Origin of the sequence: Marinobacter profundi (genome assembly GCF_002744715.1) — a bacterium.
GTDB lineage: Bacteria > Pseudomonadota > Gammaproteobacteria > Pseudomonadales > Oleiphilaceae > Marinobacter > Marinobacter profundi.
Map to the genome: position 1 here is coordinate 522,516 of NZ_KZ319367.1, position 14,960 is coordinate 537,475.

Annotated in this window: 11 protein-coding genes and 1 tRNA gene; 8 read left to right on the top strand and 4 right to left on the bottom strand. The window is 61.7% G+C overall.

The genetic code is table 11. The features are described from left to right. The first annotated feature begins 91 nt into the window (after positions 1-91). From zipA to CLH61_RS02325, 3 genes are all read left to right on the top strand, one after another. Positions 92-1,216 (top strand): cell division protein ZipA, encoded by a 1,125-nt coding sequence (gene zipA / locus CLH61_RS02315; protein WP_099613081.1) that lies wholly within the window; start codon positions 92-94, stop codon positions 1,214-1,216. Positions 1,217-1,290: 74 nt separating this feature from the next. Next, positions 1,291-3,321 carry an NAD-dependent DNA ligase LigA gene (gene ligA / locus CLH61_RS02320; protein WP_099613082.1) on the top strand — a complete coding sequence of 677 codons (2,031 nt, stop codon included), beginning with the start codon at positions 1,291-1,293 and terminating at the stop codon, positions 3,319-3,321. A gap of 208 nt (positions 3,322-3,529) precedes the next feature. Further along, positions 3,530-6,319 carry an SBBP repeat-containing protein gene (locus tag CLH61_RS02325; protein WP_099613083.1) on the top strand — a complete coding sequence of 930 codons (2,790 nt, stop codon included), beginning with the start codon at positions 3,530-3,532 and terminating at the stop codon, positions 6,317-6,319. A 24-nt stretch (positions 6,320-6,343) separates the two neighbouring features. Here the strand turns inward: CLH61_RS02325 and mnmC are convergent, their stop codons facing one another. Both mnmC and CLH61_RS02335 read right to left on the bottom strand, forming a co-directional pair. Next, positions 6,344-8,293, bottom strand: coding sequence for a bifunctional tRNA (5-methylaminomethyl-2-thiouridine)(34)-methyltransferase MnmC2/FAD-dependent 5-carboxymethylaminomethyl-2-thiouridine(34) oxidoreductase MnmC1 (mnmC, locus tag CLH61_RS02330; protein ID WP_099613084.1), 1,950 nt, complete (start codon positions 8,291-8,293; stop codon positions 6,344-6,346). Continuing rightward, positions 8,290-8,874, bottom strand: a complete 585-nt coding sequence (locus CLH61_RS02335) for a peptidylprolyl isomerase (protein WP_099613226.1) — start codon at positions 8,872-8,874, stop codon at positions 8,290-8,292. The genes mnmC and CLH61_RS02335 overlap by 4 nt, the downstream gene beginning before the upstream one ends. A gap of 264 nt (positions 8,875-9,138) precedes the next feature. On the opposite strand from CLH61_RS02335, the gene CLH61_RS02340 reads away from it, so the two are divergent. From CLH61_RS02340 to CLH61_RS02350, 3 genes are read left to right on the top strand one after another with little or no spacing between them, the layout of a single operon-like run. Then, entirely contained in the window at positions 9,139-9,981 is an 843-nt protein-coding gene (locus CLH61_RS02340; RefSeq protein ID WP_099613085.1) for a CheR family methyltransferase, read from the top strand. 17 nt (positions 9,982-9,998) lie between these two features. Next, entirely contained in the window at positions 9,999-11,189 is a 1,191-nt protein-coding gene (locus tag CLH61_RS02345; protein ID WP_099613086.1) for an MFS transporter, read from the top strand. A gap of 29 nt (positions 11,190-11,218) precedes the next feature. Next, complete coding sequence (locus tag CLH61_RS02350) at positions 11,219-11,836, top strand: flavin reductase family protein (RefSeq protein WP_099613087.1); 618 nt, start codon at positions 11,219-11,221, stop codon at positions 11,834-11,836. Positions 11,837-11,848: 12 nt separating this feature from the next. On the opposite strand, the gene CLH61_RS02355 is transcribed toward CLH61_RS02350, so the two are convergent. After that, complete coding sequence (locus CLH61_RS02355; protein WP_265734781.1) at positions 11,849-12,346, bottom strand: isochorismatase family protein; 498 nt, start codon at positions 12,344-12,346, stop codon at positions 11,849-11,851. A gap of 94 nt (positions 12,347-12,440) precedes the next feature. After that, entirely contained in the window at positions 12,441-13,091 is a 651-nt protein-coding gene (locus CLH61_RS02360; protein WP_099613089.1) for a cupin domain-containing protein, read from the bottom strand. Positions 13,092-13,509: 418 nt separating this feature from the next. Here CLH61_RS02360 and CLH61_RS02365 point away from each other — a divergent pair. Together CLH61_RS02365 and CLH61_RS02370 are read left to right on the top strand one after the other, a co-directional pair. Then, positions 13,510-13,600: transfer RNA gene (locus CLH61_RS02365), tRNA-Ser, on the top strand. Between the two features lie 164 nt (positions 13,601-13,764). Continuing rightward, positions 13,765-14,862 (top strand): porin, encoded by a 1,098-nt coding sequence (locus tag CLH61_RS02370; RefSeq protein ID WP_099613090.1) that lies wholly within the window; start codon positions 13,765-13,767, stop codon positions 14,860-14,862. The last annotated feature ends 98 nt before the right edge of the window (positions 14,863-14,960 follow it).

The following is a 14,960-nucleotide window of genomic DNA, read 5'->3' on the forward strand; positions in this document are numbered from 1 at the left end:
ATCGCCATGTGGCCTGATGGCGCGTTGTATTCGGTACAGGCTTTTCTTAGAGTAACCCATTTACGCGACTTGCAGACAGGACAGCAATCTTATGTCACTTAGGGAATGGTTAATCGCCATAGGTACCCTGGTCATACTGGGCATTATTATTGATGGTATTCGCCGGGTGAGGCGGGCACGTAAGGAGTCGATGGCGATCTCCTCGGGAATGGGCGCCGATGACCTGCAGGAATCGCCGCTGGATGAGGAGTACAACCCGGAGCTGCCCAATGGCGGCGCCCGTACTGTGTCCCGGGAAACCCTTGAGGAGCGGGGCTACGTCAAATCCTCCGGCCGTAGCCGGTTTGCCAACCCGGAGCCCAAGCCGACCCGACCGGTCATCGCCGCAGGCGGCAGTATGGCTGACCAGGAGCGTGCGGCGGTGACAGGGGCGCCGCAAGCGGACTCTTTACCCGTAGCCGACGACCGGCAGGACGCGAGCCACGACGACTGGCAGGAGGAGGTTGCCCCCCGGCGGCCGGCGGGTCAGGCGGACGACATGAACTCGGATTCCGGCTGGGGCGCGCTGGATGATGACCCGGAGCTGGACGCCGGCTTCGCCGGTGAATCCCGCGCCACCCCCCGGCCTTTGGAGGTGGCCCCCGATCAGCCCGCGGCGCAGCCTGTGGCAGATAACGTTCCGCCGTTGGTCACCGCAGATGTACAGCAAGACACCGCCCGTCGCGAGCGTCCCGAAACCAAGGCGGCATCGGAGCCACTGGCCGGGGCTAATCGTCCGGAGGCGCAGGAGGTCGTTGTCATCAATGTGCTGGCAAAACGGGAACGGGAGTTCCAGGGTGCAGCCCTGAAAAAGCTGTTCGAGGCCTGTGGTCTGGAATACGGCGACATGGACATCTATCACCGCCACGAACAGGTCGTTACCACCAGTCCGGTACAGTTCAGTGTTGCCAACGCGGTTGAACCCGGCACGTTCAGGCCGGCTGATATGCCAGCCCTGTCGACCCCGGGGATCAGTTTCTTCATGAGCCTGCCAGGACCCTCCAATGCGATGCAGGCGTTTGATTTCATGCTGGAGACCGCCCAGTGCGTCGTCAAAAATCTCGGCGGGGAGCTGAAAGACGAGCGACGCAGTGTGATGACACCACAAACCATCGAGCACTGTCGCCAGAGGATTCGCGAGTTCGAGCGTAAACAGCGGTCCAGACGGCCCGGCTGAGCAGCGGCTGTGGTAAATGTCTGGCAAATGCCCGGTCTGCACCGGGCATTTTTTTGTAGGGTAAGGACCAACACATGAGTAAAGCACCTTCTTCCGCGCAGGCCCGGGCCCAGGAACTGCGTGACATCATCAGCGATCACAACTATCGCTACTATGTGCTTGATGATCCACAGGTTCCCGACGCGGAGTACGACCGGCTCTTTCGCGAACTCCAGCAGCTGGAAGGAGAATACCCGGACCTGGTAACAGCCGATTCACCGACCCGGCGGGTTGGTGCCAGTGGCGAAACCAGCTTCGAGGAAGTGGTGCATCGCCTGCCCATGTTGTCGCTGGATAACGCCTTTAGTGAGGAGGAGCTACGTGATTTTGACCGGCGGGTGCGGGAGCGCCTCAAACGGGAGGAAGACATCGAATACGTCTGCGAACCCAAGCTTGACGGCCTGGCGGTGAGCCTGCATTACGAATCAGGGCTGCTGATTCGCGCAGCGACCCGGGGAGACGGCTATTCAGGAGAGGATATCACCGCCAACATCCGTACCATCCCGTCGATACCCCTGAAACTGCGTGGCACCGGTTATCCCGACCTTGTCGAAGTGCGCGGCGAGGTCTACATGCCCAAGGAGGGTTTCGAGAAACTGAACCGTGACCTGGCCAATCGTGGGGAGAAGACTTTCGTGAACCCCCGCAACGCTGCGGCTGGCAGCCTGCGACAGAAAAACCCCCGGGTAACCGCACGGCGCCCACTCGAGATGTGCGCCTACAGCGTGGCGGTGACCGATGAATCGCTGCTGCCGGACACCCACTGGGATGGCCTCGAGCGGGTGCGTGACTGGGGCTTTCGGATTAACCCGGAAATGCGCAAGGCTCATGGCGTGGACGAGTGCCTGCAGGCATACGAGGAGTTGCTGGCCAAGCGTGGCGATCTGCCGTATGAGATTGACGGCATTGTCTTCAAGGTTAACCGCCTGGACCTGCAGCAGGCCCTTGGCTTCGTATCACGGGCGCCACGCTGGGCCATCGCCCACAAGTTTCCGGCCCAGGAAGAAATGACCGTCATCGAGGACGTGGAATTCCAGGTAGGCCGCACCGGAGCTGTGACGCCGGTGGCCCGGTTGCGTCCGGTCTTCGTGGGGGGCGTGACGGTGAGCAACGCCACGTTGCACAACATGGACGAGATTCGCCGCCTTGACGCCCGCATCGGCGATACGGTGATTGTCCGCCGCGCCGGTGATGTGATTCCGCAGGTGGTTCGGGTGGTGGTTGAAAAGCGGCCCCCGGAGGCGCAGGAAGTCGAGTTACCCGCCCATTGCCCGGTCTGCGACTCCGATGTCATCCAGATCGAGGGTGAGGCGGTGGCACGCTGTTCGGGCGGGCTGTACTGTCCGGCACAGCGTAAGGAAGCCATCCGCCACTACGCGTCGCGCAAGGCGATGGACATTGAGGGACTGGGTGATAAGTGGATTGATATCCTGGTGGAAGCCGGCCTGGTTAAAACTGTGGCTGATCTCTACACGCTCACCGCCGCTGACCTGATGAAGCTGGAGCGGATGGGAGAGAAGTCGGCGTCCAACCTGGTAGCGGCCATTGACGGCTCCCGTAACCCGGTGCTGTGGCGGTTCCTCTACGCCCTGGGCATCCGTGAGGTCGGAGAGGCAACCGCCAAGGCACTCGCCAGCCACTTCGGTCAACTGGAAGCCATTGCCGGCGCGGATGAGGATGCCCTGCAGACCGTACCGGACGTGGGCCCGATTGTGGCTGGCCATATCCGCAGCTTTTTCGATCAGCCCCATAACCAGGAAACCATTGCCGCGCTGCATCAGGCCGGCGTGCGCTGGCAGACCGAGTCGGTGGATGTGTCCTCCCGGCCGCTTGCCGGAGAAACCTGGGTTCTGACCGGCACCCTTGCGGAAATGACCCGGGATGAAGCGCGGGAAAAGCTGGAAGCACTGGGGGCCAAGGTGGCGGGCAGTGTGTCGGGCAAAACCTCCTGCGTGGTGGCCGGGGAAGCTGCCGGCTCCAAACTGCGCAAGGCCGAGTCGCTCGGGGTCAGGGTCATCAGTGAGGCAGAGTTCCTGGCCTTTCTCGCGGAGCAAGGCGCCGGCTGAATTGTCTGTGCCGGATCCTTCAGACCGGCACTTCCTTCCACCCGGCACTTCCCGCCGGGGTCATTAAGGGCCGCAGACCGGCAGGTGTGCGAATCTGAGAACTCGCGCACCCAGCGGCCCCGTCAATTTACGTACCATGGGGTTGGTCTGTAACGGTGTGTAACGCACCGGATCCTCAACAATAATTCTTTCGAAACGGATTCCCTACATGTGCGCCGACGTTTGCTCCCGTCCGAAGCGATACCCTGGCCGGCTGATTCTCGCGATGCTGCTGCCGGTTCTGCTGGCCGCCTGCAAAACCGAGAAAGACCCGGATGATCCGACCGTCCTCGGGGTGCCGCCGGCCACCGCCTACCTCGGGGTGGAGTATTACTACAACTTTGGTGCTTACGGCGGCGAGGGGATTCTTGATTATTCGCTGACTAATGCGCCGTCCTGGCTCGCGCTGGAAGACATCAGCAACAAGGCCCGCCAGGGCATCATTATTCGTGGTGTGCCAGGGCTGACCGGCGGTGAGCGCGGTGCCGGAGACCTTGGTACCACCCGTAACATCAACCTGGTGACGACCGATGGCCGGATGGCCGGTGTTCAGCCGTTCGACATCAACGTCAAAGAGAATAACCTCAGCCTCAGAGCGGAGGTGTTTACCGAAGGCAAAGCCGGCGCGGCAAAGCAGGGCGTAGGGGAGCGTTGTGAACTGCCGGACCTGGAAAATAGCGGCGAACACAACTACGACATCAACCTCTACGACGACAGCGGTGTCTATCTCGGCACCGAGGCCCGAACCAGCGAGACCTATCCGGTGCTGGTTCGGGTGATGCTGGAGCGCCCCTCCGTCACCCGGGTCCAGGTGGCATGGGAGTTACGCAGCGGGTTCGATCCGCTGGCCTGCGATCCCACGATTGTCGCCCCCCACCAGCGCTGCGAACACAGTCGGCAGAATACCGGGGATGCCATCATCGACCGTGACGTCATTGCCTGGGGCAGCGGCAGCGGCAACTCGCTGCCGGCGCCGGATTACCTGACCTACCAGGCGGACGAGCAAGGGCGCTACACCCGGGGCGTGATCACGATCGAGCCCGGTATCCGCGAGTGCTACATCCGGCTTGAAGTGGTCGAGGACAGTGTCCCGGAACCGTCCGAAGTGCTTGAACTGGCACTGACGGAAGTCCGCTCCGGCCTGGCAGGCCTGGGCGGCAGCAGCAAGGGCGTCCGCACCTCCGTCATCATTGATGATAATGAGCCCAAGGTAGCCTTGAAGACCGTTATGGGAGGCGATCGCGATGTCATCAATGTCGGCTCTGGCCAGGAGTATCTCGCGGTTCTGAGCAAGCCTGCCGAGATCACCTACCGTGCCCGAATTGGCCGTGCGGTGAGCTCGGTGGCTCAGCCCGGGGCGGACTACCTGATCGAAATTCAGGATGTAGCTACCGGTACCTGGCTGGCCGGCGATATTGTCGAGTTTCCGGCGGGGCAGGTGACGGCCCGGTTCCGTGTCAGTGTGCCTGCGGCCAGTTACTCCAATCCTTCCGATAACGACAAGGCAATCGAGCTGGCAGTTGACGACGCCTACCAGGCCGGTCGCGAGAATTTCGCCGGATCCGATGCCAGTCTCCTGCGGATCGGCATCAATGAACTGACCACCCGGTTGCTGGTAGGTGGCGAGGGCGTGTTTATCCCGTCGGACCTGGCGGTAGGGCACGATGGCCGCGTGTTTGTTGCGGGCTACAATCCCGCGGCGGCTAACCAAGCGGAAATCCATGTATACAGCCAGAAGGGCGAAGGCCTGGGCGTCCTGACCTCCACGGCGCCGGTTGACCCGCTTGCAGGGCCGGTTCTGGACTACAGCGAGCGCAGGGTGAAGGAAGGTGACCAGGATGTGCTGCGGCGCGAGCTGTTGCTGGTCTATGGCACCCGGGGCACACTTGCCGGCAGCACCAATGCTGGCGGTGTCGACAGCGTGGTATCCCTGTTCCGCTACGATCCGGCGAGTGCGGAGCTGTATCCGAACGTCTGGAGTCAACAGGCCGGTACCGCAGGCGACGACATCCCCCGGTGGGGCGCCGCAGACAGTTTCGGTAATATTTTCGTGACCGGCGAAACGACCGGGCAGTGGCCGGGGGAAACCCAGCGAGGTGGGCGCGACAGCTACGTCCAGCGTATTGACAGTGTTGATACCGGTACCGGACCGGCGCCGGTCATTGCCTGGACCCGGCAGGCCGGCTCCGCCCTGGAGGACACCGTTGCGGGCGGCGCGACGTTTGCCAACAGCGGCCTGGTGTTTGGTTCCACGGCCGGCACCCTGGAAGGTCAGCCGACGGCGGGAATGACCGACCTTTACCTGTACTCGGCGTTTAATGCCGACAGTGACCTGACGGTCTACCAGCGAGGCTCCGACGCCGACGACCTGATCAGTAGCGGTGTCTACAGCGGCGGTACTTTGTGGTTGCTGGGCAACGGGGATGGCCGTTATGAAATGGCACGGGATGAAGGCGTCGCGGATGATAGCGAGCCGTTCCTCAGCCGCGACCCCCTGCAGAGCACTGCCGGTTTCCTGTTGGGTTACAGCACAACCGGTGGGCTGGTTGCCGCCCTTACGCTGAACGATATGTCTGGCGAAACCGATATTGCGGATGAGCACTATTCATCCCTGGTCGCGTTTGACGGTGACGTTGTGGTCGGCGGGCTGCTGGACAATGCCGCGGGGTTGGCGAGAACCGGAGTTCCCCCTCAACCCGAGGCCAGCCCGGAGGTTCCGGAAGAGGAGACTACCGGTGAAGATGAACCGCCGGAATCAACCGACACCGCCGAAAACAGCCCGATTGTATTGTGGTACCAATGGCTCGGCGTCGAAGGAACGGCAATACAGGCGCTGGCGAATTATCGTGATGATGAAATCACTAGCCTGGTGACGATCGACACCACCGGGGGCCGGTTCTGGGAGTTGCTGATTTTCAGCGGCGAGGGCAGGTTGCTCAATGGTGCGAATCCGGAGTAAAAGGACTCCGGATTCGCCATTGCTTCAGGCAGTTGCGGTACTCACCGGGTGTGCCGGTACCCGGCAGCGGTCAGGATTTAGCCGCGCAGCAATGTCTTTTGGCAGAGCCAGCGGCTGGCCGGTGAGCCGGTCAGCCAGGTATTCTGCCAACAGCGGTGCGTAGCTCAGGCCCTTGCTGCCAAGTCCGGTGAACAGGGAAATACCTTCCAGTTCGTGGCCGTCCGGGCCGCAGAGCGGGCCAGCAGCCGGCTGATAGTCGTGGGTCGTGCAGCGAAAGCCGACCCGGCCCCGCATATCCTCGGGAGCGGGCGCCTCGCCCTGCCATATCCCCGGCAGCATCCCCTCCAGTTCGCTGATATTTTCCTGGTGGCTGGCTTCCGTCACCGCAGCATCATCGCTGTGCAGGTCAAAGGTGGCGCCGGTCAGGCAAATGCCATCACGCACCGGGTTAAGGTAACGGTTACCGCAAATGACCGCCTTCGGCGCCTTGAGCCGGGCTGCCTCGAGCAACGACACCTGGCCGCGAATGGTGCGAAAGCGGAAACCACCGGCCACGGGTATCAGGCCCGGGCTCTGGTGGCCGGCACAGATCACGATGTGGTCGGTTACCAGGTCATTCTTTCCCGCTATGGCGATATGCCAGCGTCCATTACAGGGGGTGAGCCGGGTGACCCGATGGCCAAAATGGCCCTGGATATTCCGGTGACGGGCCAGGGCCCGACACGACTGGCCGGGTTCAAGCCAGCCACTGTCCGGGAACCAGAGGCCGCCCCGCGGCACGTCAACACCGCAGAGTTCCGTCGCCCGGTCGGAATCCACTGGCTGGAGGACGGCGTCGGGGTACCGGTTGCCCGCGATAAACTTCGCCTGGCGCTGCTGCTCCCGTTCATCGCCGGCCAATTGCAGCAAGCCGCAGGGGTGCCAATGGTCAGCGGCATTGTTGCTGTAGTAACGCTGGCTGAACAGCAGGGCCGCCAATGCCAGTCGGGTCTGGTAATTGAACTGGACGCCCAGTTTGACGTACAGCGCGCCCTGAAGGTTGCCGGATGCGGCAGAACCCGGGGCGGTGGTCTCATCAATCAGATGAACTGCAACGCCCCGTTCGGCGAGATTGCGGGCCAGGGTGCAGCCGGCAATGCCACTGCCGATAATGGCAACCGAGCGGGGTGGTTGCCGCCGGCGGGGATATTCCGTCGACTCTTTGGCTTCGCCGTCCAACTCACTGGCGTTGCCACCCAGAATACCCGTCAGCATGTCCCGCTTGCGCCCGTAACCTGGCACTTTGCTCATGGTAAAACCAACACCCGCCAGGGCTCGCCGCACCTCACCCACCGAGGTGAACGTGGCAACCGTGGTCCCGGCCTTGCTGTGCTGCCGCACGGCGGTGATCACGTTTGCCCGCCACAGTTCCGGGTTACGTGCCGGTGCAAAGCCGTCCAGGTACCAGGCATCGGCGGTGAATTCCAGCTGCTCCCAGCCATCCTGTGCGTCGCCGAAAAATACGGTAAGGCGCACCCGCCCGCTGTCGAAGACCAGGCGGTGGACCCCCTCGACCAGCGGCGGGTACTGGGCCAACAGCTCGGCGCTGAACCCTGCAAGTTCGGGCCACAGTGCCAGGGCCCGGGTCAGGTCCGCCACCGTTAACGGATGTTTCTCGATGGTGACATAATGCAGGCAGCCGCTGTCTGCCGGGGCATGACGGCGCCAGGCCTGCCAGGTTGCCAGAAAATTCAGCCCGGTACCGAAGCCGCACTCGGCTACGACAAACGACGCCCCGGGGGCCAGTCCGGCGAACCGTTCGGGGAGTTGGTTCCGGTCAATAAAAACGTAGCGGGATTCTTCCAGCCCATTATCGCGGCAGAAGTAGACATCACCGAACTGGCGGGATTCCGGTACACCGTCCCGCCAGACCAGGTCAGCCGGCTGCAGCGAGGGACGCTGGCGGCTGTCTGCTGCAGGAGATTCCGGGTTCATTCCGCAGCTTCACCAATGCGAACAATCTTCTCAATGGTGACGGTATCGAGGGGCACGTCGCCCATGCCATTGCGTCGTCCGGTACGCTTGCCGGCAATGGCATCGGCCACGTCCATGCCACTGGTCACCTTGCCGAATACGGCATACCCGGCACCCCGGGCGCCGGCATTGAGGTACTGATTGTCTACCAGGTTGATAAAGAACTGGGAGGTGGCGGAATGCGGGTCGCTGGTACGGGCCATGGCGATGGTGCCGCGCTGGTTCGGCAGTTCGGCACGGCCCTCGTTGCGAACCGGCTCGCGGGTCTGTTTGCGGAGCAGGTCAGCGGTAAAACCGCCGCCCTGAATCATGAAGCCGGGAATAACCCGGTGAAAAACAGTGCCGTCGTAGAAACCGTTGTCGACGTAGGTCAGAAAGTTGGCAACCGTCTGTGGCGCCAGATCGGATCGCAGGGTTAGCTCAAGCACGCCCTCGGACGTGTGCATTCTGACCCGCGGCAATTCCGCCGCGGCGCCATCCGACTGTGCCTGGGTCAGCGGTGTGAACGCCAGGGTGACCAAAAACACAAACAGGACGTTCATCAGGCGGGCCGGGCTTTTCAGGCTGATTTTGCGTTCAAGACTCGTCACGGTAGAGACCCCTTGGTTTCATTGGGCAAGCGATTGCCGGTGCAACATGAACAGGCCCGGCTGGTTGTCGTCGGATTCTAGCAGGTTTGACCCGTTATGGAGCCAGCTTGTGCTGTTGGTTTGCTAGCTGGAAGCATGTATTGCGATGGGGGAGGAACCGGCCGGCAGGTTTGCTATTATCTCCGGCTACCAGGAACTTCGGAGAACCGACAGCCCATGACAGCAGAGATTACCCAACCGGACTATGAGTCGTTCCGGTTGTTCCTCCATGACGCCTGCGGAATACTGCTTGGCGCCGCCAGCCAGAAGCAGGTGCGGCGCCGGTTGCTTCGTATCCTTGGTGACCATGGCCTGGCCGGGTTGCCGGAGTTGGCTGACCGGCTGGCGGGGCCGGGGCGCAACGCACTTCGCGAGCAGGTAATCGACCTGTTGACCCGGGCGGAATCACGCTGGTTCACCGATGAACTTGCGTTTCGGTTTATTGCTGAGCAATGGTTGCCCGCTCAGGGGTTGCCCACTCAGGCGCGAAACCATGTGGATCGCCCCCTGGCGATCTGGTCCGCGGCCTGTTGCACCGGTGAGGAGCCCTACGGAGTCGCCATGCTAATCGAAGAATTCCGCGAGGCTCACCCCGGCAGGCTTGCCGATGTAACGATTGTTGCGACCGATGTGGCCAAGGGATTGCTCGATACCGCGCGACAGGGCGAGTATGACTTGATGACGGGAGAGGATGGGTTGTCTGCTGCCCGCCGGGCGGCGTTCTTCAGCCAGACCGGCCCCGATCGCTGGCAGGTCAGCCCCGAACTGCGGGCGCGGGTTGGATTCCGCAAGCTTAATCTGCGGGAACAGTCGTTGCCGGCGGGATTTGATCTGGTGCTGTGTCGCAACGTGCTGAGGTATTTTACCGCCAATGTGCGGCAGGACCTGCTGACCCGGGTCCACCGCAGCCTGAATCCCGGAGGCTATCTCGTCCTTGCCAGTACCGAGGCCATTAGCGGCCTGACTGACCTCTATGAGCCGGTGCAGTGTTCGCCCGGCATTGTCTACCGCAAGAAGTAACCGGAAGCATCGCAAACATGCCACTTAACGTCTGGATTCTGGTGGCGGCACAGGCCTTCGCCATGTGTACCGCCCCGTTCATTGTATTCATCGGCAGCCTGCAGGGCCGCCTGCTGGCACCGTCGCCGGAGTTCGCCACGTTGCCGGTGGGCCTCGTGGTGGTGGGAACGGTGCTCGCCATCAAGCCGGCCACCTGGCTGATGGAGCGTATCGGCCGCAAGCCGGTCATGTTGCTGGGGGCGCTGATGGGCGTCGCGGCCGGACTGACCGGGGCCGCGTCCTCCTGGAGTGGCAGTTTTACCCTGCTGTGTGCGGCTGCGGTAATTGGCGGTACTGGTCTTGCCGTGGTGCACCAGTACCGGTTTGCCGCGATGGAATCGGTTGCGCCGGAAATGGCAGGTTCGGCCGCCGCCCGGGTGCTGCTTGGCGGCTTGATTGCTGCCTGGCTGGGGCCCGAAGTGGCACTGATTGGTGAGGGCGGTGAGGGTGACGCGCCGTTCATGACGGGTTGGCTGGGGCTGGCGGTGATCCAGGCCACAGCCATTCTGGTGCTCGCGGTGGGCTATCAGGGGCGGCGAGAGCGGGTTCGCGAGACAGTTCACGGTGGCGCCGGCGGGCGGCCACTGGCCGAAATTCTTCGCCAGCCACTGGTGTGGGCTGCCATCAGTTCCGCTGCCGTCGGCTATGCGGTGATGAGCTTTATCATGACCGCAACGCCCCTGAGTATGACCGAGCTCGGCGGCCACGAGCTGACTGATGCCAAACGGGTCATCCAGATTCACATCCTGGCCATGTATCTGCCGTCACTGATCAGCGGCTGGCTGACCCGTACCATCGGCTTGCCCGTCATGATGGGGGCAGGGCTGCTGGCTTACGGTACCTGTATCGCGCTGGCGGCCAGTGGCATTTCCCTCCACCATTACCTGGTGGCGTTGATTCTGCTGGGTATCGGCTGGAACTTCCTGTTTGTCGGCGGTACCACCTTGCTGCCGCGCGGTTACCATGACGCCGAGCGCTTTCGCGTGCAAGGGCTGAACGATCTGGTGGTGTTCGGTTCCCAGGCGACGGCGGCACTGTCAGCGGGTGCTGTGCTGAGTACCCTGGCGTGGTCCGGCTTGCTGATGGTGGCGGTTCCGTTCCTGGTGCTCCATGCCTTGCTGATGGTGGTCTGGCTGACCAGGAAACCGGCCAGCGAGCAGCCGTCCTGACCATAACCCATCCTACTTTGGAGAACGCGATGCTTATTGATTTTGATGGCCTGCCTGCTACCCAGGCCTATCACACCATGACCCAGACCCTGATCCCCCGCCCGGTGGCCTGGGTGCTGAGTGAGAACCCCGAGGGTGACTACAACCTGGCGCCTTACTCGTTCTTCACCGCGATCACCAGCCATCCGCCGCTGCTGATGATCTCTACGGGCAAGAAGCCGACGACGGGGGATTCCAAGGACACCCGGGTGAACATCGAACAGCGTCGCTATTTCACCGTCCACATCGCCCACCGGGATCTCGCGGAAGTGATGACGGAGTCGTCCCGCACCTTGCCCCACGGCGAATCCGAGGTAACCCGGCTGGGACTCGAGTTGGCGGAGATTGAAGGTTTTCCGTTGCCAAGGCTGGCGGACTGCCGCATTGCGATGGCCTGTGAATTGTATGAGGTTCAGGAAATCGGCGAAGCGGCGCAATCGATGATCTTTGGCAAGATCCTCAAGGTCTACGTGGCGGATGAAGCGACCGGTAAGGATGACAAGGGCCGGCTGGTTGTTGATGCTGCCGCCATTGATCCGATTGGCCGGCTCGGGGCCAATGAATACGTGACCTTTGGCGACATCGTCACCATTCCACGTCCGGCATGAGGTGGTCGCGGGCTACTTGATGAGCTTCAGGATTTCCCGGAAGCGGGGGTGATCCGCTGACTCCATCCACTCGAAGGCGACCATTTCTACACTGACCAGCTGCGCACCTTGCTGCCGCAGGCGGCTCAGGGCCAGTTCCCGGTCCGTGTCCTTGCGCGATCCGGTCGCATCCGTGACCACCCAGATGTTGAAGCCTTCGGCTTGCAGGCCGAGGGCCGTCTGCAGCATACAGACGTGAGCCTCGCAGCCGGCCACGACCAGGTTCGGACGCTCGCGGGGCAGCAGGTCCAGAAGTCCGCCCTGGCACGCATTGAAGTGGCGCTTCACGAGGGTTTCATGACAGAGCCTGGCGATGTCCGCCGCATTGCTGCCCAGCTTGTCCGGGGTCTGTTCCGTGCCGATGACCGGCACGTTCAACAGGTTCGCAATTCTCGCCAGTCGCACGCCCTGGGCCAGCACCCGGTCACCCTGGCTGATGGCCGGCATCAGGCGGTGTTGAAAGTCGATCATAACGACACAGCAGGTATCCGGGTTCATCAGCATGGCATTTCTCTCGGGTCAGTGCTCGACGGGGAGCGGAACGGTGGTCACGGCCATCAGTTCATCAAAAGGGCAGGTGGCCGGTTTTCACCCAGATCACGGTTTCTTCATCCACAAACGGATGGTGCTGGCTCAGGTGCGGGCTCCGGATCCAGGTGCCGGCCCCGTAGCGGCCGTATTCATCGCAGAATTCGCCGGACAGGACCAGGATCTCCTCGCCGCCAAAGTGGCGGTGGGGCTGGAACTGTTCGCCCGCCGGCCATTTTACCAGCGCGACGTGTTCATGCTCGAACTCGTGGAGTGGCATCACCTGCAGGCCACCGATGCCTGGCAGCCACGACGCTGTGCGGGTGTTGATTCGCACCGTTGCGGTGTCTCGTTCATCAAACTGGTGCAGTTTGACCAGCAGGGTGCAGCCGTACTTGCTGAAAGGCGCATGGCCGCTGCCCGGCGGATTGCGAAGATACGTGCCTTCGCCATAATCCCCGGTCTCATCCGAGAACACACCCTCAAGCACGAGGATTTCTTCGCCCAGCGGATGCTCATGGCGCTGAAACGAGGCGCCGGGCTCATAGCGCACAATGCTGGTGGCGTGGCCCCGTTCCGCCTCTTCCCGGGCCAGGGGTTTGCGCAGGACGCCACCCGCCGGACTGGGTACCCACTCCTGTTCTGTGGTACGAATTACAACTCGCTGGCTGAAGTCCATGTTGAGCATGGCGGGGTCTCCGGAAGGGTTGATGGGTGATTGTCGCTTTTACGGCCTCCGGCGCGGGGCGGATGTCACACTGGGCTGATTATCGCAGGAATGGCTTCGATGATCACCGGTGCCTGAAGAAAGTGGAGGATTTCAGCTGCACACCACGCGTATGCAGGAGAGATCACGCTCCCGGAGTCTTGTCGCTAAGCCATTGGTAGGGGACGCATTTTCGAGCTGAGTTCGTATACTGCCGCCCGAATCGACGCTAATCGTTGGTTTGAAAGAGGATTGGGGTACGGGTACCGGTTTCGCAGCTGGGGCTGCGAAACAAAAAAACTGATAAATATTCCCGGAGGGAGTTGCCAAACGCTAATAAAACCATTAGAGTTTGCGCCCTCAAATGAGTGACGAGATCACTGATTTGGAACAGTTTATTGGAGAGGTGTCCGAGTGGCTGAAGGAGCACGCCTGGAAAGTGTGTATACGTTAATAGCGTATCGAGGGTTCGAATCCCTCCCTCTCCGCCAATAAAAGAAACCCCAGCAGAAATGCTGGGGTTTTTTATTGCCCGCAAATCACTGCTGGCGGTGAAGGGCGGCCCGAGCTTTGGCCCACACGCTTGTCCACGGTCTGGAGACCGACGTTCCCTGTAGTTGACGAAATGACGCTGTACCAACAACAGAGGAAATGAATGATGAAAAAGCAGAAACTTGCGGCTTCCGTAGCACTCCTCGCCGGCGGTGTACTGGCACTGCCTGCAGTAGCCCAGACCATCGAGATTCCGGATCTGGATATCGACGTCTACGGTCAGGTCAACCTGGCAGTGATGCAGGCTGACAATGGCCAGGATTCCGGTTATTTCCTGGTGGACAACGACTATTCGTCCAGCCGAATTGGCGCCATCATCAGCAGCGATGTCAAGGACCTGGGCATCAAGCTGGGTGCGCACCTGGAGATGGAATACCAGCGCAATGCCTCCAACGTGGTGACGCCGGATGATCGCAACGTCAATGGCGAGTTCAACGAGCGCCACATCAATGTCTTCGCGTCCGGTGATTTTGGTAAGGTTTCCGTCGGCCTGGGCGCTGGCGCGGCCGATGGCAAAACTGAAGTCGACCTGTCCGGTACCAAGGTGGTGTCGTTCCCGGATCTGACCCTGGTGGGTGGTGCCCTGCGGTTTGTTGACGAGACAGCCGGTGCCAGCACCTCGCTGCGCAGCACGCTGCAGAGCCAGGATTTCGAATCCCGCTATGACCGCGTGCGTTACGACAGCCCGAAGCTGGGTCCGGTGAGCCTGTCGGTAAGCCAGGGCTTTAAAGACGATACCAACGGCTCGAACGATGTGACAGAAGTTGCAGCCGGCTTCAGCGTACCACTGGCGGGCACCCTGTCAGCGGGCGTTGGCTATGCCATCGAGAAAGTGGGCGGTGTGACGGGTGATTCGACCACTCTGGGTGGTTCTGTGTCGTGGCTGCACGACAGCGGTTTCAACGTTTCCGCTGCCTACTCCCGGGGCGAGGATGATAACGCAGCCAACCCCGAGTCCGACTTCAACATCGTCAAGCTGGGCTACAAGTCCGGCAAGCATGCGGTGGCCATCCACCGTGCTGAAGGCAAGGACTTTGCCGTTGAGGGTGATGATGCGGAAGCCTACGGCGTTGGCTACGTGTACACCCCGGTCAAGTGGATGGAGCTGTACGCCGGCTTCAACAACTACTCGCTGGATCGTGACGGTGCAGACTTTGACGACGTCAATGTGGCGCTCGCCGGTACCCGCCTGAAGTTCTGATCACCGAATCCCGGGCTGATCTCCGTAACAGCTGTGTGTTGGCTGTTACGGACAAACGGGGCTGTGCAGCCCCGTTTGTTCTTCCACCTACGCCTGGC

Bases quoted from the DNA above. Each gene is read 5' to 3' on its own strand.
- zipA (WP_099613081.1), top strand. From the start codon at position 92: ATGTCACTTAGGGAATGGTTAATCGCCATAGGTACCCTGGTCATACTG.
- ligA (WP_099613082.1), top strand. From the start codon at position 1,291: ATGAGTAAAGCACCTTCTTCCGCGCAGGCCCGGGCCCAGGAACTGCGT.
- CLH61_RS02325 (WP_099613083.1), top strand. From the start codon at position 3,530: ATGTGCGCCGACGTTTGCTCCCGTCCGAAGCGATACCCTGGCCGGCTG.
- mnmC (WP_099613084.1), bottom strand. From the start codon at position 8,293: ATGAACCCGGAATCTCCTGCAGCAGACAGCCGCCAGCGTCCCTCGCTG.
- CLH61_RS02335 (WP_099613226.1), bottom strand. From the start codon at position 8,874: ATGAACGTCCTGTTTGTGTTTTTGGTCACCCTGGCGTTCACACCGCTG.
- CLH61_RS02340 (WP_099613085.1), top strand. From the start codon at position 9,139: ATGACAGCAGAGATTACCCAACCGGACTATGAGTCGTTCCGGTTGTTC.
- CLH61_RS02345 (WP_099613086.1), top strand. From the start codon at position 9,999: ATGCCACTTAACGTCTGGATTCTGGTGGCGGCACAGGCCTTCGCCATG.
- CLH61_RS02350 (WP_099613087.1), top strand. From the start codon at position 11,219: ATGCTTATTGATTTTGATGGCCTGCCTGCTACCCAGGCCTATCACACC.
- CLH61_RS02355 (WP_265734781.1), bottom strand. From the start codon at position 12,346: ATGATCGACTTTCAACACCGCCTGATGCCGGCCATCAGCCAGGGTGAC.
- CLH61_RS02360 (WP_099613089.1), bottom strand. From the start codon at position 13,091: ATGCTCAACATGGACTTCAGCCAGCGAGTTGTAATTCGTACCACAGAA.
- CLH61_RS02370 (WP_099613090.1), top strand. From the start codon at position 13,765: ATGATGAAAAAGCAGAAACTTGCGGCTTCCGTAGCACTCCTCGCCGGC.